Source organism: Allobosea sp. RAF48 (genome assembly GCF_052114025.1).
Taxonomy (GTDB): domain Bacteria; phylum Pseudomonadota; class Alphaproteobacteria; order Rhizobiales; family Beijerinckiaceae; genus Allobosea.
On record NZ_JBFRDZ010000018.1, the window covers coordinates 1 to 23,928 of the forward strand.

Consider the following 23,928-nt stretch of genomic DNA (forward strand, 5'->3'; position numbering starts at 1 on the left):
CGGTCGCCTCGGCGAATGTCAGCGCGGGAGCGCAGGCGCTGAACACAGCGGGGCTGTCGGTCAGCGACGGCAACTACACCGTGGTCGGCGGCAGTGGCACGGTGACGATCAACCCGCTGGCGGTGACGCTGACGGGATCGCAGACCTATAACGGCCTGACGGCGATCACGGCGGCACTGACGGCGAGCAACAAGATCGGTGGCGACACGCTGACGGTCAGCGGCACGCCGACSGGCACGCTGGCYTCGGCCAATGCCGGKSCGGAGGCGATGTCCTCGCTGGCCGGCCTGTCGCTGAGCAACGGCAACTACACGCTGACCGGTGGCAGCGGGACGGTGACGGTCAACCCGCTGGCGGTGACGCTGACGGGATCGCAGACCTATAGCGGTGGCACCAGCGTTGCGGCGGGTGGCCTGACCCTCACCAACGGCGTTTCCGGCGCAACGGCGGCCTCGATCGGGCTGACCGGGACGGGGTCGGTCGCCTCGGCGAATGTCAGCGCGGGAGCTCAGGTGCTGAACCTGTCGGGGCTGTCGCTGAGCAACAGCAACTACACGCTGGTCGGCGGCACCGGCACGGTGCAAATCAATCCGGCAGCCATCATCGTTATCGCGATGGGCGGAACCTCGGTGTACGGATCACAACCGGCAAATCCCGGTCTTTCGGCAACGGGCCTGCAAAACGGCGAAAATGCCAGCGTGCTGACGGGGCTTTCGAACTCGTTCGGCATCACCAGCACATCAAGCGTGGCCGGCAGTCCGTATGCGCTGAACGTCGTCGGCGTGTTGAACAATGCGAATTACATCGTCACCGCACGCATCGCCGGCAACTGGACTGTGACCGCCGTTCCGAGCGTCGAGCCTGCCCCGCTGGCGAACACGATTGTGAACGACAGTTTTTACCCGCCGGCTTTGCCTGACCCTGCCAAGCCCGTCTTTGCTGCGCTGGGCGTTGGCACTGGCACGGTCCACGCGGATCCGCGCTTCGACCAGGTCTACATCTGCTTCGGCGGTGGCGGCGGAACCGCTCAAGTGTGTTCTTCCGTGCCTCAATAGAGGCACGCTCTTGACATGAGATTGCATCCGATGTGCCGCCTGCCTGGTTTTCTGCTTGTCGTGGCCTTCTGCCTGCCCCCTCTGATCGCCATGGGGCAGACGCAGAAGGGGGCGGTTACGGCTACGGATGGCCCCGCGACGAAGTCCGCGGCAACTCCAGTGCCGGCCACGCCTGAACGGACGGCGGCGAGTTTCGGGGACTGGCTCCTGCGCTGCGACGGCATCGCCGCGCCGCCGAGGCGAGTTTGCGAAGTCGCCTACATGATCGTGGCGCAAGGTCAAACCGCGCCCGTCGCGCAGATCGCCATCGGCAAGCAGGCGCCGGGCGAGCGCGAACGATTGACTGTTGTTGTTCCGCCGAACATCGCGATCGGCGTCAGACCCTATGTCGCGACTTCCAAGGCAGGCGCCGCGCCGTTCGAATTGACCTGGCAGCGCTGCTTGCCGGGCGCCTGCTTCGCGTCGGCGGAAATCTCGAGCGCCGCGATCGGCGAACTGGCCGCGCAATCCGAGCCGGGTCGGATCGTGTTCAGGAATGCGGCCGATCGCGACACCGCACTGCCATTGTCATTTCGTGGCCTGTCGCAGGCAATGGCTGCTCTCGCCAAAGAGCCGTAGACCGGCCGTCGACCGGCGATAGGTGCAGATCCCTCATCAAAGACGGCAGCTCGATCGTTTCCTTGCCGATCAGCCAGATTACCGAAAAGCCGGGTGGGGCACGAAGGGGCTGCTTGTCCTTGGCGTCGTGCAAGCAAAGACGGCCTGGCCCGTGCTGTCGTCAGGCAGGTTCTCCAGACTTTGGGCGATGGCCGGCAGAGCCGTATGGTCGCCGATGAAGACATAGCGATCCACCCCGTGGGGCTGCGAGAAGCCGCGTTCGAGGAGCGCGATGCTGTCGCCGGGTTCGGCTTTGGTCGCCCAGCGCGACGCCGGGCCCTCATCACCGTGCAGGACGAAGCCGATGATCAGTTCCAGCAGCTCGTCGTCGAAATCTCTCACCGTGTAGGTGCGCACCGATGGGCGTTGATCATCAGGGCATTCGATCGCGCCGCTTTCTCCAAGGCGCGGCCAGCCCGGCTCCTTGAAGTTCATCGGTGGAACCAGCTGCTTCACATACGGCCCGAGGCCGTAGCGGTAGAACGAAAACCCTGCCAGCTCGGGCCCGGTGAGGATCACCCGGCGCATATTCGTCGTCACCCGCCAGGCGCGCAGAACCTCGAGCCGACGGAACGCCCCGCGTCCGGGATTGTGGGTTATGCCCGAGGTCCTCATTGCCCGCGCCTCTTCATCAGCCACATGAAATAAGACCCGCCCAGGAACACCGAGACCAATCCCGCCGGGATTTCCCAAGGGAAGATCACGGCGCGCCCGATCCAGTCGGAGACGACGAGAAGCGAGGCGCCCACCAGCATCGCGCTGACGAGCTGGCTCCCCGCGGCCGCGAGGCCGAAGCGTTTCGCGATATGCGGTACCATCAGGCCGGCGAAGCTGAGCGGGCCGATCAGCAAGGTCGCCGCCCCCGTGACAACGGCGCAATAGGCGAGAACGATCGCGCGGGCGCGCCTCACGGATATGCCGACCGCGCCGGCGGTGGCCTGCCCCAGCGGCAATATCGCGAGTCAGCGCAGCAACGGGGGCAGCACCGCCAGCGCGTCGATCAGGGCGAGCACGGCCGCGATCGCTCCGAGGGGCTCGACGCTGGCCGTGGAGCCCGACAGCCAGCCCAGCAAGCCGCGCAGCGCCGGATGGCCCATCGACAGCAGAACCGTAGTTCGAGCTGATCGCCATGGAGACCACACCTGGCACGATCGCTTGCTGTCGGAACGGGCGCGCGTTATTCCCGTGGAAATACAACGAAGGCGACGCCCGACGACGGATTCGCGGACGGCGCGTAGCTTGGACTACACGGGAGGCGGCCTTGCCCCAGCGTTCCATCGCAGTGCTCGTCGCTCTGCTCCTCCTGCCGCTCATGGCATTCTCCGCTCGGGCCGAGCGGACCGTGACCGATCAGCTTGGGAAGAAGGTGACGCTGCCGGACAGCGTGTCCCGTGCTGTCGTCCTCCAGCATCAGACGCTCAATCTCGCCGTGCAGATGAACGCGACCAGCAAGATCGTCGGCATCCTCGACCAGTGGAAGCAGCAGCTCGGGGCAAACTACGTCCGCCTAGCGCCCGAGCTCGCAAGGCTGCCGATGCCGGGCGGCCTGACCAAGGTCAACATTGAGGCTCTGCTGCAACTGAAGCCCGATGTCGTCTTCGTCACCAACTACACTCCAGCGGAGATGATCGGCCAGATCGAGAAGGCGGGCATCCCCGTCGTCGCGATTTCGCTTCTGACCGCCCCGCAGGGAGAAGCGGCCAAGGTCAGCCCGGTCGTAGCCGACGAGGAAGCCGCCTATGAGAGCGGTTTCGCGGAAGGCGTGAGGCTGATCGGCGCAGTGCTCGATCGCAAGGACGAGGCCGAGGCCCTGATCGCAACGGCCACCGCAAAGCGGAAGCTCGTCGCCGAACGTCTCGCGACGGTGGCGCCGGCGCAGCGCATAACGGCCTATATGGCCAATCCCGATCTCACCACCTATGGCTCGGGCAAGTACACCGGCATCATGATCAAGCGCGCGGGGGCGGCCAATGTCGCGGCCAGCCTGCAAGGCTTCAAGCAGGTGACGATGGAGGATGTCCTGAAATGGAATCCTGCCGTCATCTTCGTGCAGGAGCGCTATCCGCAGGTGGTCGACGAGATCAAGCGCGCGCCGGCGTGGCACCCCATCGAGGCCGTCAAGGCGGGCCGCGTCTACCTCATGCCGGAATATGCCAAGGCCTGGGGCTATCCGATGCCGGAGGCGATGGCGCTGGGCGAGCTCTGGATGGCTAAGAAGCTCTATCCCGAACGTTTCGCCGATATCGACATGCAGGCCGAGGCGGACGCTTACTACCGGCGGTTCTACCGTACTGGCTACGATTCCTTCCATTGACCGCGGGCGCCGATCGCCAGGTGGTGCGCGCCGCTCGTCACCAAAGTCCCGGCGTCGTGCTGGGGCTGCTTGCGGGCGCGCTTCTCGTCGCTTTGCTGGTCTCTCTCGGCATCGGCCGCTATGGCATCTCGCCCGCTCGCGTTGGGCAAATCCTGCTTGGCTTCGACGGCACAGACGCGATCGAGCGGCATGTCGTACTGACCGTAAGGATGCCGCGCGTCCTGACTGCGCTTTTTGCGGGGGCAGGCCTCGCCTTGTGCGGGGCGGCGCTGCAAGGCGTGTTTCGGAATCCGCTGGTCGGTCCGCACATCATCGGCGTCTCGACCGGAGCGGCCTTCGGCGGCACGCTGGCGATCCTGATGAGCGAGTCGCGCGGCCTCCTGCTGGCGCTGGCCTTTCTCTTCGGCATGTTGGCGCTGCTGATGGTCTACGCGCTGAACGCCCTGGTGGCACGGCGCAACATGCTGGTGCTCGTCCTCGCCGGGGTCGTGGTCAGTGGTTTCTTCGGGGCGCTGGTCGGCCTGGCGCAATATCTCGCCGACGCCGAGGAGAAGCTGCCGCGCATTGTGTTTTGGCTGCTCGGCTCCTTCGCCACAGCCGACTATGACAAGCTCCTGCTGATGATCGGGCCGCTCGTTCCGGGCGCCGCTCTGCTTCTGCTGCTGCGCTGGCGCATCAATATCCTCTCGCTGGGCGAGGAAGAGGCCCAGGCGCTCGGCGTCCGGGCAGAGCCGACGCGATGGCTTGTGCTGATGCTGATCGGGCTGATCGTCTCGGCCCAGGTTGCCGTGAGTGGCGTGATCGGCTGGATCGGCCTCGTCGTGCCGCATCTGGCGCGGATGCTGGTCGGTCCGGACCATCGCGTTCTTTTGCCCGGAGCAATGCTGGCCGGGGGCCTGTTCATGGTGCTGGTGGACGATGTCGCGCGCACGCTGAGCCAGAGCGAAATCCCACTGGGAATTCTGACCGCCCTTATCGGCGCACCGGTTTTCGCACTCGTCTTCCTGCGCGCCACCAGCTCGGAGCGTGGAAATGGCTGAGCCCCGCATTCAGGCGACCCGGGCTGGCCATTCCTATGACGGCCAACGCTGGCAGTTCCGGGAGCTGGATCTCATCGTTTCGGCCGGTGAGATCGTTGCCGTGCTCGGACCCAACGGACGCGGGAAGTCGACGCTGCTGCGGGCCGTGGCAGGCCTGATCCGTCCGAGCGTCGGTAACATCAAGGCGCTGGGCGATGTCGGCTTCGTGCCGCAAGCCTTCATGCCCGCTTTTTCCTACAGCGCCTTCGATATCGTGCTGATGGGCCGCACGCGGCACATCCCGCTGCTGCGCACGCCTGGGCGCCGCGATCGCGATATCGTCTCCGCCTGTCTGGCCGAACTCGGCATTGCGAGACTGGCGGAGCGTTCCTTCAATTCGCTGTCCGGCGGCGAGCGGCAACTCGTCCTGATCGCCCAGGCGCTCGCAGGCGAGACGCCGATCCTGCTGCTCGACGAACCAGCGGCGGCGCTTGACCTGCACCATCAGGACGAGGTGATCGCCCTGATCCGAAAGATCGCCGACGACCGGCAGCTCGCGGTTTTGTTCACGACGCATCATCCTGACCACGCCTTCGCGATCGCCGACAGGGTACTGCTGATGCACGACGACGAGCGGCACCTGATAGGCCCGGCGGTCGAGACCATGACGGAGGCTAATCTCGCTGAGCTCTACAGGGTGCCGGTGCGCCTGCTGCGCTTCGCCGCCGAGGGCAGGGAGCTGACGGCCTTCGCTCCGATCTTCAGAAGCCAGGTCGCGCGGGGGAGCAAGCGCGCTCCGGGAGACGGTCATGTCGAATGAGGCTGCGAGAATGCGGTCCGTGACGCTCTATGCAGCCGGAAGCTTGCGCCGTGCTTTCGGCGGGCTGCTGCCGCTCTTCGAGCAGGCTCATGCGACGCGCGTCGATGCGTTGTTCGGCCCGGCAGGTTTGTTGCGTCAACGGATCGAAGCCGGCGAGGGGGCCAATGTCTTCGCTTCGGCCAACATGGAGCATCCCCGCCGCTTGTTCGAAGTGGGAGTGTTCGATGAACCCATCTGCTTTGCCCGAAACGAAATTTGCGCAGTCGTTCGGCGCGACCTAGCTATCGACACCGCCGGGCTGATCAACGCGATGCTCGATCCGGGACTGGTGCTGGCAACCTCGACACCCGTTGCCGACCCTTCGGGAGACTATGCCCAGGCGGTGTTCGAACATGTCGATCGGATTCGACCAGGCATGGGTCGCATGCTCGCTGCCAAGGCGCACCTTCTGCTTGGTGGAGGCTTCGTTTCGGACGTGCCAGCGGGGCGTTCACCCGGATCATGGCTGATCGAGACCGGACAGGCGGATATCGTCCTGGGTTACCGCTCGGGCACGCTCGGTCTAGATCACTCAGGTCCGTGTGCGGTCGTGGCATTGCCCGGGAACTGCGCGGTCACCGCGACCTATGGCCTGGCGGTCGCGCGCGCCGGTGGGGACGCGGGGCGTGCCCTTGCCGCCTTTCTCATCGGGGAGCAGGCTGGGGCCGTGCTCCTTGCCAACGGCTTTCTGGCTTCGGACGGGACGAGTGCGAGCCATGACATCTAGCGGGAGAGTTCGGGTTGCCCGCATCGTGGCCGCTGGCAGCACCAACAACACCGAAGATTGCAAGAGGTGATAGACATGTGGCGATCGTGGATCTCGGTCCCTGCGGCTCTGTTGCTCGGGCTAGCCTGCGTAGCTGGCGCCATTGCCCGGCCTGTCACGGATTCGGCTGGGCGCGTCGTCGAGGTCCCGGACAATGTTCGCCGGGTTTTCGCCGCGGGGCCTCCCGCCTCCACGCTTCTCTACGTCGTCGCTCCGGAAACGATGGTCGGATGGGTGAGGGCGCCGCGGGCCGAAGAGAAACCCTTCCTGGTGCCCGGAACCCGCGATCTCCCTGAACTCGGCAGGTTGACCGGTCGCGGCAACACGCTGAGCCTCGAGCGCCTGCTTGCCGAGAAGCCCGACCTCATCATCGATTTCGGCACGATCAACGATACCTACCGCTCACTTGCCGACCGCGTGCAAACCCAAACTGGCATTCCGTACCTTTTGATCGACGGCAGCTTCGCCAACACACCGACGGCCTTGCGGCTGCTGGGCGGCGTGCTCGGCGTCGAGGCACGGGGGGAAGCGTTGGCGAAGGACGCCGAGCGCATCTTTGCCGCCGTCGATGCGACATTGGCGAAGATCCCGCAGGCCGAGCGCCCGAAGGTCTATTTGGCACGTGGTCCGGACGGTCTCGAAAGCGGGACGCGCGGATCGATCAACACGGAAATGATCGAGCGCGTCGGCGCTATCAATCCCGTCGACGGCCTGCGCGAAAGCGGCGGGCTGGTGCGGGTCGGGGCCGAACGGCTGCTGGCGATCGCTCCCGATGCCATCATCACGCTCGATGCTTCGCTGCGCGACAGCCTCGCGACACGCCCGCCCTGGCCAGAGCTCGAGGCCGCAAGGGCGGGCCGGGTCTACGTCGCGCCTGCGTTGCCGTTCGGCTTCATCGATTCTCCGCCTTCCGTAAACCGGCTGATCGGGCTGAGTTGGCTGCTGCACCTGCTCTACCCGGGCAAGGTCGAGGGTGATTTGCGCGCGGAAGTGGCTGGCTTCTACCGGCTGTTTTACCAGATCGAGCTCGACGGTTCCGCACTCAACCGGCTGCTTGGCAGTTCACCCTGACGAGTTCGATGCGCCGCTCCATCCTGCCGCTGCTCGGGCTGCTGCTCATCGTCACCGTCGTCGTAGCCTGTGGCATCGGACCTTATCCCGTGTCGCCGTTGACGGTCCTGAGGATGCTCGCCGGCGGCGCGGCGAATCCCGCCTCCGCACACGTCGTCTTCGATATTCGGTTGCCGCGTGTGCTGGCGGCGTTGCTGGTCGGCGCGGCGCTCGCGGCTGCCGGAAGCGCCTATCAGAGCCTGTTTCGCAATCCGCTTGTCTCGCCGGACATCCTCGGCGTGTCGAGTGGGGCAGGGCTCGGCGCGGTTTTCGGCATATTGCTCGGATTGCCCGTTTTCGCCGTTCAGTTACTCGGTTTCGGTGGAGGTCTTGCGACCGTGTTCTGCGTCGCGATGCTCGCGCGCGCCTTGCGGGGAGAGGCTGATATTCTCGTACTGGTGCTCGCTGGTATCGTCGTCGGAGCGCTGGCGGGCGCGGCGATCGCCCTGGTCAAGGTCCTGGCTGACCCCTACGAGCAGCTTCCCGCCATCACCTTCTGGCTGCTCGGATCGCTTTCCGGCATCCAGCGCGGCGATGCACTCGCGGCCGTGCCGATCGTCCTCATCGGTCTCGTCCCGCTCGTCCTGCTGCGCTGGCGCATCGGCGTGTTGGGGCTCGGAGAGGAGGAGGCGCGCGCCCTCGGCATCGACACGGTCTGGCTGCGCCGCCTCGTCATCGTCTCCGCGACGCTGATCACCGCCGCCGCGGTCGCGATCTCGGGTGTAATCGGTTGGGTCGGCTTGATGGTACCGCACATGGCGCGGCTCATCGCCGGTTCGCGGTTTGACCGTCTTCTGCCGGTGGCGATCCTGCTGGGTGGGAGCTTCATGGTCGCGGTCGACACGCTCGCGCGCAGCGCAGCTCGGATCGAAATCCCGCTGGGCGTGCTGACGGCGCTCATCGGCGGGCCGGTTTTCGTCTGGCTTCTTTGGCGCGGTCGGCGGGCTCTCGTCTAACGGGGGCTTCAATTCTTGGCCCCACTGATCGCGGCCTTCCGGTTCGACATAGCCTGGCGCGGGCTGATTTCGGACGTTTGCGGCTTGTGATCGGTTAAGCACCATGATGACGCGGGCGGCGACCACGCCGGCGAAGCAAGCCAGCATCCCGTAATCTGCCGCCGGGAGCAGAGCGAAGGCGAGATCGCTCCTTTCGGATTAAGCAGCGTGGTCTGGAACACGCGCCGAAACGTGATCGATCGCACGGTGAGATCGTGAGCATTACCGCGCTCCACAGCGCGACCGCGAGCCGGCAGCGGGCATCAAGTTTAAGTGACTGGTTATGTATCGGCGGCATGCTGCGCGAGATGGCTGACCCGGCTCGCGTTATGGCAACTCCCCTCAAAGCTGCGGTTCGTCCGCGGCTTCGGGTCGCCATCCTCAGAACTGAAGGGCGCGCCCTCGCTCCCTCGAATGCTGCGGCGATCGCACTGTTCGTCCGGGCCGCGGATACGGTTGGGGTAGAGACCGAGATCGTCACGGCCGGCGACATCGAGCGTCTCGGCGAGTTCGACGGGCTGTTCATTCGCGACCACACTCGAACCGATGACTACACCTATGCTTTCGCGAGAAAGGCGGCTGAGCTCGGCCTCGCAACCGTCGACGATCACGCCTCCATCCTGAGCTGTGCGTCCAAGATTGTTCAGGCGAGGCTGTTCTCCATGCACGGTGTGCCGACGCCAAAAACGCTGATCCTCACCAGCCAAACCATTGACCGGGCCGTAGCAATGCTCGGACTGCCCTGCGTGCTCAAGGAGCCGGGGAGCTCGTTCTCCAGAGGCGTGTACCGCGTCGACAGTGCAGCCCAACTGTACGAGCACGCTTCGACGCTGTTCCGGAGCCAAACCGCCGTGGTGGCACAGGAATACCTCCGGACTGACTTCGACTGGCGCATAGGGTTTGTCGACCGACAGCCGATCTTCGCCTGCCGCTATCACATGGTGCCGGGCCATTGGCAGGTCGTGCGCAACGCTGGAACGCGCAGCTATCAGGAAGGCAGGACCGAGGCCGTGTCCCTCGTCAATGTTCCTGAACGCGTGCTTGCGGTAGCGGCAATGGCGGCCGGTGCCATCGGAGACGGGTTTTACGGCATCGACGTCAAGGACTTGACGGACCGCAGCGTCGTCATCGAGGTCAATGACAATCCGAATGTCGATGCCGGGCAGGAGGATGGCGTCGCCGGCATGGAGCTCTACGAGGCAGTGATCGCCACCATTGTGCGCCGCGCGTTGCGGATGGTTCGGCAGTGACCCGCTATGGCGCGTTCGAGCGCCTCGGCATCGAGATCGAGTACGCGATCGTCGGCCGCGAAGACATGCGCTGCATGCCGATCGCCGACGTCGTCCTCGACGATCTCGACACACCAGCCGGTGCGCTCGGCTGGTCGAACGAATTCATGCTCCACGTACTCGAGCTGAAGAACCCCACTCCGATAGAACGGCTGGACGCGCTGCGACAGCCGATGCAGGCCGAGATCGACGCCATGAACCGGCGCCTGGCGCAGCACGGGGCGAGGCTGATGCCGACCGCGATGCATCCGTGGCTCGATCCGCGAGACGCTCGACCCTGGCCGGTGGATCCGCACGGCATCTACGGTGCTTACCAACGCATCTTCGAGACGAGGACGCATGGCTGGGCCAATCTCCAGAGCATCCATATCAACCTGCCTTTCGCGGACGACGGTGAGTTCGCGCGGCTCCACGAGGCCATCAGGCGCGTACTTCCGATCATCCCCGCCATCGCGGCGAGCTCACCCGTAGCGGACGCTCGGCTGACCGGCTTCCGCAATTTCCGGATGCAGGCTTATCGGACGAATGCTGCGCGTTACCCGCTCGTCGCCGGCAACATCATCCCGGACAGCATTGGCAGCGCAGGCGCCTATGAGGCGGAGATCCTGGCGCCGATGTTCGCCAGTCTTGCACAGGCCGATCCCGAGGGTACGCTGCGCTTTCCTTGGCTGAACTCCCGTGGCGCCATACCACGATTTGACCGCCATTCCATCGAGATCCGCGTTACCGACACGCAGGAATGCATTGAAGCGGACCTCGCCGTTGCCAAAGCGATAATCGCTGCTGTTCGGCTGCTGTACCTGGACGAGGCCCCTCTCGCCGCTCCCTTGGGTACCAGCCGCCTCGTCAGCATCCTCGGCCGCTGCATCGAGCGGGCCGAGGACGCGCTGATCGACGATGCGGACTATCTCTCCGCCCTCGGCCGACCGGGAAACGCGTGCACTGCCGGCGAACTCTGGCGCCATCTGCTCGGGCGCTCTACTGACGGAAGCTGCATCCCGCATTTGGAGCGCATCTCTCGGGCCGGCACGCTTGCGAGCAGAATTGAGCGCGCGCTCGGCGCTTTCCCTTCCCGAGAGCGGATTGCGTCGGTCTATGCAGAGCTGTGCGAATGTCTCGCCAAAGGGGCGGCGTTCCGAGACTGAATCACCGCTTCCGGTGCGGCGACAGCCCCCACTCAGGGCCAGGGCCGCGATCGTCCACTATAGGGCAGTATGCCGACGTCAGCTTCTGGCGCACCGCGGCGCAGCGAGGTTCGCCTCGCATCCGGCACGGCTGCGGACTAACATCCGATCCAGCAGGCGGATCTGACATATGGATGAGCATCTTATTCGGCGGATCAGCGTCGCGGCGCATGCGGACGACGCTCCTGCCGAGCGCATTCGCGATCTGCTCGCCGAATTTCCCCCCTTTTCTCCAGAAACGTCCCAAGACGGCCATCTTGTGTTCGAGTGGCAGAAGCTTTCAGAACTCCTCGTAGCCGTCGCGAAGCCACCGAGCTTTCACGACGCGCTGGTCGTCGAGGGGGGGCCGGCCCGTCGTGACCATCCTCGCGTTCCCAGGAAGAGCGGATTCGACGGTGATTAGGCGAGGGAAGAGACGGTCAATTTGACCTTGCACCGCGGTTCACACGGTTAGGACACAGATCATGCCAGGCAAGCCAGAAGAACGCCCCGATCGCCGCGACTTTATGATTGCAACGATCGGCACATCGGCCGCTCTCTTAGCGAGCACGGGCTCTGCGATGGCCCAAAACGCTGCTACGCCCGTTGGTCGGCCTGCCTCGGGGGCGGCGTCCGCCACGGTCTATACGGGCGATACGATCGAAGGAAAGAAGGTCGTCAGCACGCTGGACGTCAGTGACTTGGAGCCCGGCAGGAAGCACCATCTGTATTTTCGGGGCGTGCAAATGCCCACCGGGCTACACTGCTACGCGTCCGTGACGGTCGCCAAGGGGGCAAGGCCGGGCAAGCGCGTCGTCCTCACCAGCGGCGTGCATGGCGACGAGATGAGTTCCATCCATACCGTTCAAACGGTGATGAATCAGCTCGATCCGGCGCAGATGTCGGGCACGGTGATGGCGGTCACGGATGTCGCCCGCCCGGCCGTCGAAAGCATGCAGCGCAGATGGCCCAATTTCGGCAGGGGCAACGATCTGATCGACATGAACCGGGAATGGCCGGGGAACGAGAATGGCCCGACCGCAGCCAGCCGACACGCTGGTCTGCTGTTCAACCGGCTGCTGCGCCCGAACGCCGACGCCGCGATCGACTTCCATACCGGGACAACGGGGTTCGAGGTCACCGCCTTCAATATCGGCGGCATGGATGTGCCGGAGGTCAAAGCAATGCTGGAACTTTACCCGGTGGGTCAGATCTTCGACAATCATGTCTATCCAGGCGTCCTGCATAACGCGTTCATGGACGCGGGCATCCCCGCCTTTACGCCGGAGATTGGCGCTGCGCGCGTGCTAAACCTCGAGATGATCTCGCTGTTCGTGGAAGGCACCCTGAACGTCCTCAAGCATCACGGCATCCTGGCCGGGCCGATGGGGCGCACAGGCAAGGACGTGAATGTCTTCGTTGGCAACAGCGCGTTCCCGATCCTGGCGAGCCAGGGCGGGATCGTCGAGCATCTCGTCGAGCTCAATGAAAAGGTCGAAGCCGGCCAGAAGGTTGCCATCCAGCGCAACAGCTTCGGAGAAGTCGTCGCGGAATATACAAGCGGCGTGGCCGGTGAGGTGACGGGACAGCGCAGCGACGCGATGTCCGAACCCGGCAACCCTCTGGTGTTCATCCTTTTCCACAAGGCGACGCCGGACCGTAGCGAGACGTATCCCGAATAATCGAACACGGGGTATTCGCGTCTGGCGGTGACCTTGGGCAGACGCATTACGAGAGGGGCGCCGCCCAGCAATGGTCAGACCATCGCCGTCATCCGCAGTGACGTCCTCGCGTTCGTTCTGAAGAGCACACGTCCTCCCAGGCGCTGGGTTCGACGTGGGGGAATCTGGCTCGGATGCGAGGACGTAGGAAGGGACTGGAAAAATGCGGGGGGACATCTGCGTTTCCCGCATCAGGACGATGAAATCAGGCGCTTCCTCGACGTAACCCTACAGTAAGCTACGTGCTCATCCTTTGCGGGCGCTGCTAACGTCTGTCGCCCTCCGCGGTGCATCTATCCCCCGCCGCGAATTTCGGAACACAACGATTTTCGGAGCACGACGATGAAGATAACCGCTCGCACTATCGCTGTTTCTCTGCTGGCCCTTGTCTCCTCGGCGCAAGCCCAAGTTGGCCTCGACACTCTGGCCGACGCGAACGGTTTCATTGACGTTCAGAAAATCACATGCGCCCAACTCGCAAACACGTATCAGGAGGACGCTGACGCGCTCACCAACTGGTATTCCGGCTGGTACAACGGCCTCGCCAAGAAGCACTTCTACCATTTGACCCGCGTCAAACCTGGCGAGCACGCCCTTATCGTGTATTGCAAGGAAAACCGCGGGAAAACAGTGATCGAAGCGATGGACAGTCTGCTGAAGGAGGAAAAAATCAAGATGCATAAAGATTAAGACGACGGAGAGAATACCCAAAAATTAACAACAAAAAGCTGCTATGGAAAAGTAGACGGCCGAATCTTACGTCAACTGCCACTTCAGGCGGTGTTTATTTTCAAACTTCGTGCCAATTCACGAAGATCTGTGCAAGCCCGGCCAAGCAGGCGCCGGAATCCTTCCAATGATCCCGGCCACGGAGTTCCTCGGCCAGCCCGACTAATCGCCGGCGCAGCGCCGAGCGAGTTAGAATGGCGGAGATCGACATGAGCAATGATCAGAATGCGAGGCGGAGGCGGTCAGCCTGCGAATCTGAGGTTGGCCTCGCCCTTTGCAAGCGGCAAGTGATGGGCGAGGTCTATACTCGACGACCTCTCGCAATTCTCGGGCATTTGGGCGGAAGGAACCGGCCCCGCGGGCCTCCAGGTGGGCGCCCGCAGCGAACTTTGGCTGGAGAATAAGGCTGGCGTCATCATGCATCTCGTTGGCCAGAGCGAAGGGGTGGCCCTTGGTCTCGGAAAGGACGAAGTCCCCATAGAATTCAAGGAATAAGAAAATCATTTGAGTCTGCACTCGTCAATCTGCGAATGGAATGCGGATAGCGATAATAATTATATAATTATACTTTGATATCTGTGTCTAAAACGGAAAATAGCGAGGTGATTTATCATGAGGTCGCGTCACAATTTGCGTATAAGCACTGGGCTGGCGGGTGCGGTTAGCCTTTTAATCGGCTCAAGTTACTTGCCGGCAACGGCCCAGCAGATCAACGGAACCCTGGGGCAGCCGAGCGCAACGATCACCCTCGATGGCAAGCAGCTCCCGGCGCCGCCCCCCAAATTTGGCGGCGTGATCAAGGAAACTCTTGAAGGGTCGAAGGTCTGGTGGCCGCCGCGCGTGGCTCCGCCCAGGGGCGCCCCCAACGTGCTGCTGATCATGACCGACGACCAGGGCTATGGCGTCAGCGGTACCTTCGGCGGCGTCGTCCCGACGCCGGCGCTTGACCGCGTCGCAAAGGCGGGTTTGCGCTACACCCAGTTCAACTCGACCGCCTTGTGCTCGCCGACCCGCGCGGCCCTGCTTACCGGCCGCAACCACCATTCCACGGGCAACGGTGTGATCACCGAGTTGTCGACCGGCTTCCCCGGCTATGACTCGATCATCGGTACGGACAACGCGACGATCGGCGCCATTCTCAAGGGCAACGGCTATCCGACCTCATGGTTCGGCAAGAACCACAACACGCCGGATTTCCAGTACAGCGTTGCCGGGCCCTACGACCAATGGCCGTCGGGAATGGGCTTCGATTACTTCTACGGCTTCCAGGGCGGCGAGACCGACCAATGGACGCCCTATCTGTTCCGTGACCACACCCAGATTTTCCCGTGGGTCGGCAAGCCCGGCTACAACCTCATCACCGATATGGCTGATGAAGCCATTACGCGGCTGAAGCAGCTTGACGCTGCCGCGCACGACACGCCGTTCTTCATCTACTACGCCCCCGGCGGAACCCACTCTCCGCACAACCCGACGCAGGAGTGGATCGACAAGTTCAAGGGCAAGTTCGACATGGGCTGGAATGCCATGCGCGACCAGATCTTCGCCAACCAGAAGCGCCTGGGCGTGATCCCCGCCAATGCAAAGCTCACCGATTGGCCCGACAGCCTGCCGAAATGGGACAGCCTGTCGCCCGACCAGAAGAAGCTGTTCGCCCGCCAGGCCGAAGTCTTTGCCGGCTACGCTGCCTACACCGACAACGAAATCGGCCGGGTGATCCAGCAGGTCGAGGACATGGGCAAGCTCGACAACACGCTGATCATCTACATCGTCGGCGATAATGGCACGAGCCCCGAAGGAACCCTGTCCGGCACGCCGAACCAGTGGACCGCCTATAACGGTATCCTCGACTTCCCGATCGCCGAACAGATGAAATTCTACGACACTTGGGGGTCGGCGGCCAGTTACCCGCATATGGCTGTCGCGTGGTCATGGGCGTTCGACACGCCGTTCAAATACACCAAGCAGATCGCATCGCATTTCGGCGGCACACGCCAGGGCCTGGCGATCAGCTGGCCCGGCCATATCAATGACCCCGGCGGCATCCGCAACCAGTTCCACCACATCATCGATATCGTGCCGACGATTCTGGAGGCGACCCGCATCAAGGCGCCGCAGACGGTCAATGGGATCAAGCAAAAGCCGATCGAGGGCGTGAGCATGGCCTACACCTTCGACAAGGCCAATGCGAATGCGCCCTCGAAGCGAAAGACCCAGTATTTCGAAATGATCGCCAATCGCGGCATCTACAATGACGGCTGGTACGCCAACACGACACCGCCGCATGGCCCCTGGATCCTGAACGCGCCCCTGCCGCCGATCAGCGACTATAAATGGGAGCTGTACAACCTGAAGGAGGACTACACTCAGGCCAACGATCTCGCCGCAAAGATGCCTGGCAAGCTGAAGGAGATGCAGAAGCTGTTTGTCCAGGAGGCTGCCAAGTACAATGTGCTGCCGCTGGACAACAGGTCCTTCGCGCGAGCAGTCGAGCCGCGGCCGAGCGCCACCGCGGGCCAGACGGTGTTCACCTATACCGGCGTGAATTCCGGCATCCCCATGGCCAACTCGCCAAACGTCATCGGCCGATCCTACAAGATCACCGCCGAGGTTGACGTTCCCCAGAGCGGCGGCAACGGCATGCTCGCCACCACTGGAGGCCGTTGGGGTGGATGGGGGCTCTACCTGCTCAACGGCAAGCCGGTGTTCAACTACAACATGCTGATCCTCGCCCAATATCGCTGGGAAGGCGCGGATGCTCTCACCCCGGGCAAGCATACGATCGTGTTCGAATACACCTATGACGGCCCGGGTATTGCCAAGGGCGGCAGCGGTGAGCTGAAGGTGGACGGCAAAGTCGTCGCCACCGGAAAGCAGCCCAACTCGATCGCGTTCCTGCAGGTGTCCGACGAGACCTTCGACATCGGCGTCGATACGCGCACGGGGGTCAATGATAAAGACTACCAGGTGCCGTTTGCCTTCGATGGCAAGATCGACAGACTGACCGTCAACCTTGGGCCGATGCAACTGGCCAAGGCGGACCAGAGGAAATTGCGGGAAGCGGTCGCTCGGGCGAAAGACTAGGAATGATTGGCTCAAGCAATTGGAAGGTGGCGCCGGTTCACTCCGGCGTCACCTGGGTTGCCTCGGCCACCTTCAAACCATGCGGAAAACGATCCCGCTCGATGGGGGGCTGCTCGCAGGTATTCGATCCATCAAGAAGGTAACGGTAGCCATTCTGAACAAGATATACGACTGCGGCACGATCCTGGGTTCATCTGATCGTTGAACTGGAACGGCCACGACTGCGTTTTGCGCGAATTCGCAAGCAATTTCGCGGATGGTCTGCGCTGCACAGGTCAAGGATAGAGCGCCACCGCGGCCCGAAATATCAACCGTAACTCTCGCGCCTGCGCGCCGCCGCCTTCCTTCTCGTGCCGGGTGAAACTCCAGATGACCATGAGAAGCCTGCAAACAGCGACCGCAATCGTCGAGGCCGGTGCCGCCCTTGCGCTGTTGGGCGTTCCATCGGTCACGGCGTGGCTGTTGCTTGGGGCGCCGCTCGACGCGCCCGTCGCCGTGAGCCTGGTGCGCGTTGGCGGCGTCGCGATACTTGCGCTCAGTATCGTCTCCTGGCTGGCGCGCGCCGATGCGCAGAGCCTCGCCTCGCGCGGAGTGGTCATTGCAATGCTGTTCTATAACATTGCGGTCGCCAGCGTTCTCCTGTTCGCCCGCTTTGGCCACGGACTGTACGGCATGCTGCTGTGGCCAGCGGTCGCGTTTCATGTGGCGATGGGCGTCTGGTGTGTCCTGAGTCTGCTGGGAAAAGACGAGGGTCTCCTGCGATAGCCGGGCGATGTTAGCGCAGTCGAAATTGGCCCATCGTTGGCGTAACCGATGTGCCCTGGCCGCTGCCCCCGCTTAATGCGCCACCATTCTGGCATTTGACGATGCGGGTCCCGAGCAGGTTCTTCTCCTTCCAGAGATCTGTCGCTTCGCTCATCCAGGAGCAAGCGATCTCGGCCGTCGCGAAGGCGGTCTGGATGCGCAGCGGTGCTCCATGGCAGCTGGCGATGAAGTGCACGGACATCCCTTGGGGGAAAGAGCGTGGGATCGGGCTGATGTTGCGATATGCCGTTCCGACTCAACGATGGCCGTAATCATCCGTGTCGCCGTCGCCGGGATCCCGGCCGTCGCGCCTATCGTAGCGACGGAGCCAGTCTTGCAATCGGCCGGCAGACTCGTGGAATTCCTTCTGTTGGCGCAACGTGACCTTCACGGCATTGCGGCCAAACCGGCTCGGCGGCGCTGAGAAAGCCGCCGGCGGCGCATTATTTGCCAAAAGCTCTCGCACCGCCCGCTGCGTTGCCACCGTTTCGGGATCGCCGTACCGATTCAGAAGATTCTCGAAACGTTCGAAGGCCTGGCGGTCGAACGAACGCGGCCGCCCCATTGCGTCCCTGGCCGGATGGGCCGGCACCAGATGGGCACAAGGTACGAAGCCGTCGGGCACCGGCTCAGTCGCAGCATGGGTTCGGCCCGCCCGCAGCAATTGCGGCAGCACATGGGTATGCGGGCCTTCCGGACTCTTGCCGCCGGCCGCCGGGATCGGCTGGTAGACCTCGCAGCGCCCGATCCGGGCTACGAAAACTCGATGCGGCCCGGCTGCGATGATCGCCGGCATGGCGGGGTTGCCGGGCCCGAACAGCGAGCGACCTGCCTGGGCGCGCAGCAGCGTGAGCAGTTCCGGATCGTCCGTGCGGATGCAGATATCGGCCTGTAGTGTGCCGAGCCCCATATCGAACAGGATACCGGCGGTATCCTCGGCGCGTAGCGCGTCCGTGTCCGGGCCAAGCTCGGTCAGGACGGTGCGCCTGTGCATCGAGCAGGCGTCCTCCGGCAGGCACAGCGCAAGGCGATGGCTCCAGCTCGTGCCGACGGCGCTCTCCGAGGCGAACAGGCGGGTGTCGTCGAGCCGCCCGAAGCCGATGCCGCCGCGCTCCGTCACCGCGGCAAGCCGGTGCGGTTCGTCCGTGATCGCGACCGCCTCCCCAGCATCGCGCATGAACTCGGCGATGGCGCCGAAGGTGCCGAGGTTCCATTGGCTCGAAGGGGCACCGAGATGCTCGCGCAGAACGGCGCGGATGGTGGCGCTGTCAGACATCGTGGGATCGTCCTTGGTTCTGTGCCCGCCAGGGCAGGAGGAAAGGCTCGCCGTCATGGTTGCCGCGCAGCCCCTCGACGCCGAACACACTGCCAAGGCTGGCTTCGTCGAGGACCGTTTCTGGCGCGCCTTCGGCCACAAGCCTGCCTTGATCGAGCAAGGCGAGCCGGTCGCAGAAACGGGTGGCGAGGGTAAGATCGTGCAGCACCACGACGACGCCCGCGCCACGGCGTGCGGTCCGGCGCAGGAGCTCGATCACGTCCAGCTGGTGCAGCGGGTCGAGGCCGGCGAGCGGTTCGTCGGCGAGGAGATGGGGCGCCTCTACCGCCAGCGCGCGAGCCAGCAGGACCCGCCGGCGTTCGCCGCCCGAAAGCGTGCCCACCGTGCGGTCGCCGAAGCCGGCCACGTCGCAATGGGTCAGCGCGGTGGCGATCGCCCTGCGGTCCGTTTCGGTCAGGCTACCGAAAGGACGGCGATGCGGCAGGCGGCCGAGACCGACCACGGCCTCGACCGAGAGTGGCCAGGAGGTATCGCCGCCTTGCGCCAGGAAGGAGACCTGCCGTGCGAGCGCCTGCCGGCCCAGCGTGCACGCCTTCTCGCCGTCATAGCGGACCGTGCCGCTTGCAGGGGCGAGCAGGCCCGCCATCACCCGCAGCAGGGTCGTCTTGCCGGCGCCGTTCGGGCCGACGAGGCCCAGAAGTTCGCCTCGTTGCAAGGCGAGGTCGATGTTCTGAAGGATCGTCTTGCCGCCGAGCGCGACCGCGATGTCGTGAGCTTCGATGGCCATCACGCCTCCCGCCGCATGCGATTGACGAGGCTGAAGAGGAAGGGCGCGCCGATCAGCGCCGTGACCACGCCGAGCTTCAGCTCCGGCCGGATCGGCGTGAGCCGAAGCGCAATGTCGGCCAGCAGCACGAGGATGGCGCCGCCGAAGCCGCTGACGAGCAGCAGCCGGCCGGGGCGGTTGTCGACGAGCGGGCGCAGCAGATGCGGCACGACGAGGCCGACGAAGCCGACTGCGCCGGTGACCGCGACCGCACTGCCGACGGCAAGCGCCGTGCCGCCGATCAGGCGAACACGCAGCCAGGTCAGATCGAATCCCAGGCTCGCGGCAGTATCCTCGCCCAGCGTCAGCGCATCGAGAGCCGGTGCCGTCGAGAGCAGCAGCGCCCAGCCGATGAGCATCAGCGGTAGAGCAAGCAGGACATGGTTCAGGCTGCGGTCGGCGAGCGAGCCCATCAGCCAGAACACGATCTCCAGCGCCGCATAGGGGTTTGGCGCGAGGTTGAGCGCGAGGGAGGTTGCAGCCCCCGCGAAGGCATTGAGGGCGACGCCAGCGAGGATCAGCGTCGTCGTGCCGGCCCCGCGGCCGAGCAGGACGAATAGCACCAGCGTAGCGAAGATGGCGCCGGCGATGCCACCGAGCGGCAGCGCGAGCGACAGGCTGGCCGAAAGCCCGCTGTAGAAGGCGAGGACGGAGCCGAAGGCGGCCGCGCTGGAAATCCCGACCACGCCGGGCTCGGCCAGCGGATTGCGCAGCAGCCCCTGCATCGCCGCACCGGACAGACCCAGACTGAATCCGACGAGCGCGCCGAGGATGGCGCGTGGCAGGCGCAGCTCGGTCAGCACGAGCGCCGGCAGGGTCGGGCGCCCCGCCAGCCAATCGCGGATCGCCGCGCCGAGATCGAGCCGCGCATAGCCGACGGCCATCGAGAGAGCGAAGACGGCGACCGTCACCGCAGCGAGCAGCGCGATCAGGATCGGCAGGGAAGGCGGCTTGATGGAGGAGGATTTCATCGCTTCCCTCCGGCCGCCTTGGCCAGCAATTCGATGGCGTCGAGCACGCTCGGCCCGGCGCAGGCCCAGAGTCGCGAGGGCAGGGCGACGAGCCTGAGGCGCGCGCCGAGCTTTCCGATCACGGGGTGGTGCAGCACTTCATGGGCGAGAGAGGGCGGCCCGTCCCGAGTGTCGTTGAGGATCAGCATCTCGGCGCCGCTCAGCGCCACCGTCTCCAGCGCGATCTGGCCGTAGCTGTCGATGCCGAGCTCGGCGGCGATGTTGTCGAGGCCGGCCAGCGTCAGGATCTCGTCGACCAGCGAGCCACGCCCGACCGTGAAGCCGTTCGGCCTGAGCACGATGGCGCGACGGCGCTCGTGCGGGCGTTTCGCGGCCAGCCCGGCGAGCCGTGCATCGATGTCGGCGATCAGCGCCGTGCCACGCTCCTCCTCCCCGACCAGCGCCGCCATCTGCCCGATCTGGTCGCGCATCTCGGCGATGTTCCGCGGCACGCCGAATTCGCGCACCTCCATGCCGACGCGCTTGAGCAGGGCCACGGTCGAGCGGGTGGTATAGGCGCCGGCGATGACGAGGTCGGGCTGGCTGGCGAGGACCTGCTCGACGAGGCCGTGATTGACGCCGACCGCGCGCGCCGCTTCCGCCATATTGGCGCTGCGTGGATCGCGCGAGAGCCAGGTGACGGAAGCGATGCGTTCGGGCTCGGCGAGGCGCAGGACGAGTTCATCCGTGCACATGTTGAGCGAGACGATCCGCGTCGGCTTCGCCCCGGCGGCCGGCGCGGCGCCGACAGCCATGGCGACGAAGGCCGCCATGGCGAAGGCATGATTGGCGCGGCGCGGTTTCATCCGCCGATGGCCACCTTGATGCCGCCGAAGGCGCCGAAGCCGGGAACCAGGAAGCCGACCGGATTTTCCCAGCGCTTGTCGAACAGGTTGTCGATCCGCCCGAACACGGTGACCTTGTCGGTCGCCTTGTATTCGGCGGCGAGATTGACCAGCGTCGCGCCCTTCGCGTTCAGCCGGGAGACGGAGAAGTCGCGATTGCCGTCCACCCAGGAGCCGACATAGAGCAGCGTCGCCGAGAGGGTGAGCTTGTCGGTCGGCGTCCACGTCGCGGTCGCGCTTGCCTTGTGTCGCGGCCGGCGCAGCAGCTCCTGCCGCGCGATCTCGTCCTTGGCGAGGGTGAAGGTGTAGTCGGCCCGGATGCGGAACTGCGGCGACACCTCCAGCGCGGCGAAGGCCTCGACGCCCTTCGTCCTGGCCTTTCCGACATTCGCGTAGGAATCGAAGGTGGCGTTGGTAACGATCAGGTTGTCGATGTCGTTCTGGAACCAGGTCGCACCGAATTGCAGCTTCCGGTCGAAAAGCGGCTGCTCGAAGCCGGCATCCCAGCCGCGGCTCTCTTCCGGCCGTAGGTTCGGATTGCCATGGAAGTTGAAGCCGGGGCGATAGTCGACGAAGAGCTCGTTGAGCGTCGGCGCCTTGAAACCGGTGCCGTAGCTCGCCTTCAGTTTCGTCTCCGTGCCGGGAATGATGATGGCCGGCGCGATGCGGTAAGTGGTGTGGCCGCCGTAGCTGTCGTCGTCGTCGCGGCGGATGTTGGCCACGAGGAAGAAACGGTCCTCGAGATTGCCCTGGTACTCGAGGAAGCCGGCCTTGTTGCCGTTGGAGGCGACGAGGCTGGTGGTGTCGAGCCGCTCGCGCTCGTATTGCAAGCCCATGAGCAGATTGTGGCCCTTGGCGATCTCGAGATTGCCGCGCCAGTCTAGCTTGGTGCGCTCGCCCAGATTCTCGTTGGGCAGGCCGAGAATGCCGGTCGTGCCGTTGGCCGTCCGCGTCGCCCGGTCCTGGTTGGTGTAGGAGACGCCGAAGGTGTTGACGAAGCGCCCGCCGAACGGATCCCACACAACCTCGCCGCGGGTGAAGGCCTGGGCGTAGTTCTGCACCGAGCGATAGGGCGCAGGCCGGCTCGGGAAGCCGGTGTCGCTGGTGAATCGCAACTGCCCGTCCTGATAGCGGCCGACCCAGTTCAGCGTCAGCGTGTCACTGAGCGCGACGCCGACACGGCCGGAATAGCTGTAGTTGTCGAAGGCGTTGGGGTTGATGCGCCGGCCCGGCGGGACGAGGTTCGGCGGCGTCACAGGGGTCGAGTCCGAGCGGAAGTGGGCCACGTTGAAGGCGTAGTTGAAGCGGTCGTTGCCGCCGCCGAAGCCGGCCGACTGGTTGAAGGTGCCGTGGGAGCCGGCTTCGATGCGCGCGGTCGCCTTTGGTGGACCCTCGCCGCGCTCTGTCGTGATCGAGATCACGCCGCCGAGGGCGTTGGCGCCGTAGAGGCCGCTCTGCGGGCCGCGCAGCACCTCGATGCGCTCGATATCGTCGGTCAGCATCGAGCCGAAATCGAAGGAGCGGTTGGGCGTCGAGGGGTCGTGGGCCTCGATGCCGTCGATCAGCACCTTGACGTGGTTCGAGTTGGTGCCGCGCATGAAGACCGACGTCTGGCCGCCCGGCCCGCCCGTCTGCACGATGTTGAGGCCGGGCACGGTGGCGAGCGCCTGCGGCAGGGTGCGGCGCTGCTGCTGCTCGATGTCCTTCGCCGTGATGACAGTGACCGAGCTTGCGATCTCGCGGGCCGGCGTCGGCGTGCCGGTGGCGCTGACGACGATCTCGTCGAGGGCGAGAGGGCCGGCGTCACTTTGCGCCAGGGCAGGGACAGAGCAGGCGAGGGCGAGCAGGGAGGCGGACAGCAGCAGGCGGCCGCGTCCTGCGGCCGGGAAGAAGACGTTCACGATGGAGACCTCGGGCGTTGACGTCAGTGGCACGTCACCGCGAACGCGATCTCCCATCGGCCGCGCGAGAGGCGGCAAACAGTCAAATCAGCGATCGGCGCACCCCGTCCGAACGTGTTCGCGTGTGACCACGGCTGACGGCAGGTCTCCTGGCTCGCGGGTCGGTGCCTTTGCGCCGCCTTCCCAGGTCCGAGGCCCCAGTGGCGTATGGCGAAAGGCTCGCCGCTTACAGTTGCGGGGGCAGCCGCGGCATGGGGCAAAACTCCGCCCGCACCGCGTTCCCTTTTGATCCCGTGAGGGAACCGTCGCGGCGAGGATTAGGGCGAAAAAGTGGCGGCGTCAAACCGCGCCGATCGCGCAGCCTCATGCGACCGCGGGATACGCTTGGTCTCGGAGTGTGCTCCAGGGGCGGCGGCCGCGAGATGCCAAGCCAAGCTTCGCCCGCCCGTCCAGCCGGGCGAACGCTGAGCTTTCTGGCCGGCTTCTGGCGCTCAGATGGCCCGTT

23 protein-coding genes, 1 pseudogene and 1 riboswitch are annotated in these 23,928 nt (G+C 64.8%); of the genes and pseudogenes, 15 read left to right on the forward strand and 9 right to left on the reverse strand.

What is annotated here, in order from left to right; all coding sequences use genetic code 11:
• Window positions 1–1,055: pseudogene (locus tag AB4Z10_RS25600) on the forward strand (hypothetical protein); the annotation flags it as partial.
• 90 nt (window positions 1,056–1,145) lie between these two features.
• The gene (locus AB4Z10_RS25605; RefSeq protein WP_441473307.1) at window positions 1,146–1,673 is read left to right on the forward strand and encodes an invasion associated locus B family protein; all 528 of its coding nucleotides are present in this window, start codon (window positions 1,146–1,148) and stop codon (window positions 1,671–1,673) included.
• A 78-nt stretch (window positions 1,674–1,751) separates the two neighbouring features.
• Here the strand turns inward: AB4Z10_RS25605 and AB4Z10_RS25610 are convergent, their stop codons facing one another.
• From AB4Z10_RS25610 to AB4Z10_RS25620, 3 genes are read right to left on the reverse strand one after another with little or no spacing between them, the layout of a single operon-like run.
• On the reverse strand, window positions 1,752–2,327 hold the full coding sequence (locus AB4Z10_RS25610; RefSeq protein WP_441473224.1) for a siderophore-interacting protein: 576 nt from the start codon (window positions 2,325–2,327) through the stop codon (window positions 1,752–1,754).
• Window positions 2,324–2,665 carry an iron chelate uptake ABC transporter family permease subunit gene (locus AB4Z10_RS25615; RefSeq protein WP_441473225.1) on the reverse strand — a complete coding sequence of 114 codons (342 nt, stop codon included), beginning with the start codon at window positions 2,663–2,665 and terminating at the stop codon, window positions 2,324–2,326. Before AB4Z10_RS25615 ends, AB4Z10_RS25610 begins: the two co-directional genes overlap by 4 nt.
• Window positions 2,666–2,674: 9 nt before the next feature.
• Window positions 2,675–2,809 carry a hypothetical protein gene (locus AB4Z10_RS25620; protein WP_441473226.1) on the reverse strand — a complete coding sequence of 45 codons (135 nt, stop codon included), beginning with the start codon at window positions 2,807–2,809 and terminating at the stop codon, window positions 2,675–2,677.
• 164 nt (window positions 2,810–2,973) lie between these two features.
• Here AB4Z10_RS25620 and AB4Z10_RS25625 point away from each other — a divergent pair, with 164 nt between their 5' ends.
• The 13 genes from AB4Z10_RS25625 (at window position 2,974) to AB4Z10_RS25685 (ending at window position 17,526) form a co-directional block, all read left to right on the forward strand.
• Window positions 2,974–4,026, forward strand: a complete 1,053-nt coding sequence (locus AB4Z10_RS25625) for an ABC transporter substrate-binding protein (protein WP_441473227.1) — start codon at window positions 2,974–2,976, stop codon at window positions 4,024–4,026.
• Complete coding sequence (locus AB4Z10_RS25630) at window positions 4,023–5,066, forward strand: FecCD family ABC transporter permease (protein ID WP_441473228.1); 1,044 nt, start codon at window positions 4,023–4,025, stop codon at window positions 5,064–5,066. The genes AB4Z10_RS25625 and AB4Z10_RS25630 overlap by 4 nt, the downstream gene beginning before the upstream one ends.
• A complete protein-coding gene (locus AB4Z10_RS25635; protein ID WP_441473229.1) occupies window positions 5,059–5,865 on the forward strand; it encodes an ABC transporter ATP-binding protein in 807 nt (268 codons plus the stop codon). The genes AB4Z10_RS25630 and AB4Z10_RS25635 overlap by 8 nt, the downstream gene beginning before the upstream one ends.
• Window positions 5,855–6,631 carry a substrate-binding domain-containing protein gene (locus tag AB4Z10_RS25640; protein WP_441473230.1) on the forward strand — a complete coding sequence of 259 codons (777 nt, stop codon included), beginning with the start codon at window positions 5,855–5,857 and terminating at the stop codon, window positions 6,629–6,631. The genes AB4Z10_RS25635 and AB4Z10_RS25640 overlap by 11 nt, the downstream gene beginning before the upstream one ends.
• A 345-nt stretch (window positions 6,632–6,976) precedes the next feature.
• Window positions 6,977–7,741 (forward strand): ABC transporter substrate-binding protein, encoded by a 765-nt coding sequence (locus AB4Z10_RS25645; RefSeq protein WP_441473231.1) that lies wholly within the window; start codon window positions 6,977–6,979, stop codon window positions 7,739–7,741.
• An 8-nt stretch (window positions 7,742–7,749) separates the two neighbouring features.
• Window positions 7,750–8,736: a FecCD family ABC transporter permease gene (locus AB4Z10_RS25650; RefSeq protein ID WP_441473232.1), complete on the forward strand. Its 987-nt coding sequence runs from the start codon at window positions 7,750–7,752 to the stop codon at window positions 8,734–8,736.
• Between the two features lie 254 nt (window positions 8,737–8,990).
• A complete protein-coding gene (locus AB4Z10_RS25655; protein WP_441473233.1) occupies window positions 8,991–10,025 on the forward strand; it encodes an ATP-grasp domain-containing protein in 1,035 nt (344 codons plus the stop codon).
• Window positions 10,022–11,209 (forward strand): carboxylate-amine ligase, encoded by a 1,188-nt coding sequence (locus AB4Z10_RS25660; protein WP_441473234.1) that lies wholly within the window; start codon window positions 10,022–10,024, stop codon window positions 11,207–11,209. Before AB4Z10_RS25655 ends, AB4Z10_RS25660 begins: the two co-directional genes overlap by 4 nt.
• Window positions 11,210–11,378: 169 nt before the next feature.
• A complete protein-coding gene (locus AB4Z10_RS25665; protein WP_441473235.1) occupies window positions 11,379–11,651 on the forward strand; it encodes a hypothetical protein in 273 nt (90 codons plus the stop codon).
• A 61-nt stretch (window positions 11,652–11,712) separates the two neighbouring features.
• A complete protein-coding gene (locus AB4Z10_RS25670) occupies window positions 11,713–12,909 on the forward strand; it encodes a M14 family metallopeptidase (RefSeq protein WP_441473236.1) in 1,197 nt (398 codons plus the stop codon).
• Window positions 12,910–13,290: 381 nt separating this feature from the next.
• Window positions 13,291–13,638, forward strand: a complete 348-nt coding sequence (locus AB4Z10_RS25675) for an HdeA/HdeB family chaperone (protein ID WP_441473237.1) — start codon at window positions 13,291–13,293, stop codon at window positions 13,636–13,638.
• A 651-nt stretch (window positions 13,639–14,289) separates the two neighbouring features.
• Window positions 14,290–16,761 carry an arylsulfatase gene (locus AB4Z10_RS25680; protein ID WP_441473238.1) on the forward strand — a complete coding sequence of 824 codons (2,472 nt, stop codon included), beginning with the start codon at window positions 14,290–14,292 and terminating at the stop codon, window positions 16,759–16,761.
• Between the two features lie 369 nt (window positions 16,762–17,130).
• Window positions 17,131–17,526, forward strand: a complete 396-nt coding sequence (locus AB4Z10_RS25685) for a hypothetical protein (RefSeq protein ID WP_441473239.1) — start codon at window positions 17,131–17,133, stop codon at window positions 17,524–17,526.
• A gap of 10 nt (window positions 17,527–17,536) precedes the next feature.
• Here the strand turns inward: AB4Z10_RS25685 and AB4Z10_RS25690 are convergent, their stop codons facing one another.
• From AB4Z10_RS25690 to AB4Z10_RS25715, 6 genes are read right to left on the reverse strand one after another with little or no spacing between them, the layout of a single operon-like run.
• The gene (locus tag AB4Z10_RS25690; RefSeq protein ID WP_441473240.1) at window positions 17,537–17,761 is read right to left on the reverse strand and encodes a hypothetical protein; all 225 of its coding nucleotides are present in this window, start codon (window positions 17,759–17,761) and stop codon (window positions 17,537–17,539) included.
• Between the two features lie 60 nt (window positions 17,762–17,821).
• Window positions 17,822–18,841, reverse strand: a complete 1,020-nt coding sequence (locus tag AB4Z10_RS25695; RefSeq protein WP_441473241.1) for a DUF6925 family protein — start codon at window positions 18,839–18,841, stop codon at window positions 17,822–17,824.
• The gene (locus AB4Z10_RS25700; RefSeq protein ID WP_441473242.1) at window positions 18,834–19,628 is read right to left on the reverse strand and encodes an ABC transporter ATP-binding protein; all 795 of its coding nucleotides are present in this window, start codon (window positions 19,626–19,628) and stop codon (window positions 18,834–18,836) included. Before AB4Z10_RS25700 ends, AB4Z10_RS25695 begins: the two co-directional genes overlap by 8 nt.
• The gene (locus AB4Z10_RS25705) at window positions 19,628–20,638 is read right to left on the reverse strand and encodes a FecCD family ABC transporter permease (protein WP_441473243.1); all 1,011 of its coding nucleotides are present in this window, start codon (window positions 20,636–20,638) and stop codon (window positions 19,628–19,630) included. Before AB4Z10_RS25705 ends, AB4Z10_RS25700 begins: the two co-directional genes overlap by 1 nt.
• The gene (locus tag AB4Z10_RS25710) at window positions 20,635–21,483 is read right to left on the reverse strand and encodes an ABC transporter substrate-binding protein (RefSeq protein ID WP_441473244.1); all 849 of its coding nucleotides are present in this window, start codon (window positions 21,481–21,483) and stop codon (window positions 20,635–20,637) included. Before AB4Z10_RS25710 ends, AB4Z10_RS25705 begins: the two co-directional genes overlap by 4 nt.
• Window positions 21,480–23,456, reverse strand: a complete 1,977-nt coding sequence (locus AB4Z10_RS25715; protein ID WP_441473245.1) for a TonB-dependent receptor plug domain-containing protein — start codon at window positions 23,454–23,456, stop codon at window positions 21,480–21,482. Before AB4Z10_RS25715 ends, AB4Z10_RS25710 begins: the two co-directional genes overlap by 4 nt.
• A gap of 89 nt (window positions 23,457–23,545) precedes the next feature.
• Window positions 23,546–23,744, reverse strand: a riboswitch (cobalamin riboswitch).
• Between the last annotated feature and the right edge of the window lie 184 nt (window positions 23,745–23,928).

Excerpts from the sequence above, each read along its gene's own strand:
- AB4Z10_RS25605 (WP_441473307.1), top strand. The coding sequence starts at position 1,146 with ATGGGGCAGACGCAGAAGGGGGCGGTTACGGCTACGGATGGCCCCGCG.
- AB4Z10_RS25610 (WP_441473224.1), bottom strand. The coding sequence starts at position 2,327 with ATGAGGACCTCGGGCATAACCCACAATCCCGGACGCGGGGCGTTCCGT.
- AB4Z10_RS25620 (WP_441473226.1), bottom strand. The coding sequence starts at position 2,809 with ATGGGCCATCCGGCGCTGCGCGGCTTGCTGGGCTGGCTGTCGGGCTCC.
- AB4Z10_RS25635 (WP_441473229.1), top strand. The coding sequence starts at position 5,059 with ATGGCTGAGCCCCGCATTCAGGCGACCCGGGCTGGCCATTCCTATGAC.
- AB4Z10_RS25640 (WP_441473230.1), top strand. The coding sequence starts at position 5,855 with ATGTCGAATGAGGCTGCGAGAATGCGGTCCGTGACGCTCTATGCAGCC.
- AB4Z10_RS25650 (WP_441473232.1), top strand. The coding sequence starts at position 7,750 with ATGCGCCGCTCCATCCTGCCGCTGCTCGGGCTGCTGCTCATCGTCACC.
- AB4Z10_RS25665 (WP_441473235.1), top strand. The coding sequence starts at position 11,379 with ATGGATGAGCATCTTATTCGGCGGATCAGCGTCGCGGCGCATGCGGAC.
- AB4Z10_RS25670 (WP_441473236.1), top strand. The coding sequence starts at position 11,713 with ATGCCAGGCAAGCCAGAAGAACGCCCCGATCGCCGCGACTTTATGATT.
- AB4Z10_RS25675 (WP_441473237.1), top strand. The coding sequence starts at position 13,291 with ATGAAGATAACCGCTCGCACTATCGCTGTTTCTCTGCTGGCCCTTGTC.
- AB4Z10_RS25680 (WP_441473238.1), top strand. The coding sequence starts at position 14,290 with ATGAGGTCGCGTCACAATTTGCGTATAAGCACTGGGCTGGCGGGTGCG.
- AB4Z10_RS25685 (WP_441473239.1), top strand. The coding sequence starts at position 17,131 with ATGACCATGAGAAGCCTGCAAACAGCGACCGCAATCGTCGAGGCCGGT.
- AB4Z10_RS25695 (WP_441473241.1), bottom strand. The coding sequence starts at position 18,841 with ATGTCTGACAGCGCCACCATCCGCGCCGTTCTGCGCGAGCATCTCGGT.
- AB4Z10_RS25700 (WP_441473242.1), bottom strand. The coding sequence starts at position 19,628 with ATGGCCATCGAAGCTCACGACATCGCGGTCGCGCTCGGCGGCAAGACG.
- AB4Z10_RS25705 (WP_441473243.1), bottom strand. The coding sequence starts at position 20,638 with ATGAAATCCTCCTCCATCAAGCCGCCTTCCCTGCCGATCCTGATCGCG.
- AB4Z10_RS25710 (WP_441473244.1), bottom strand. The coding sequence starts at position 21,483 with ATGAAACCGCGCCGCGCCAATCATGCCTTCGCCATGGCGGCCTTCGTC.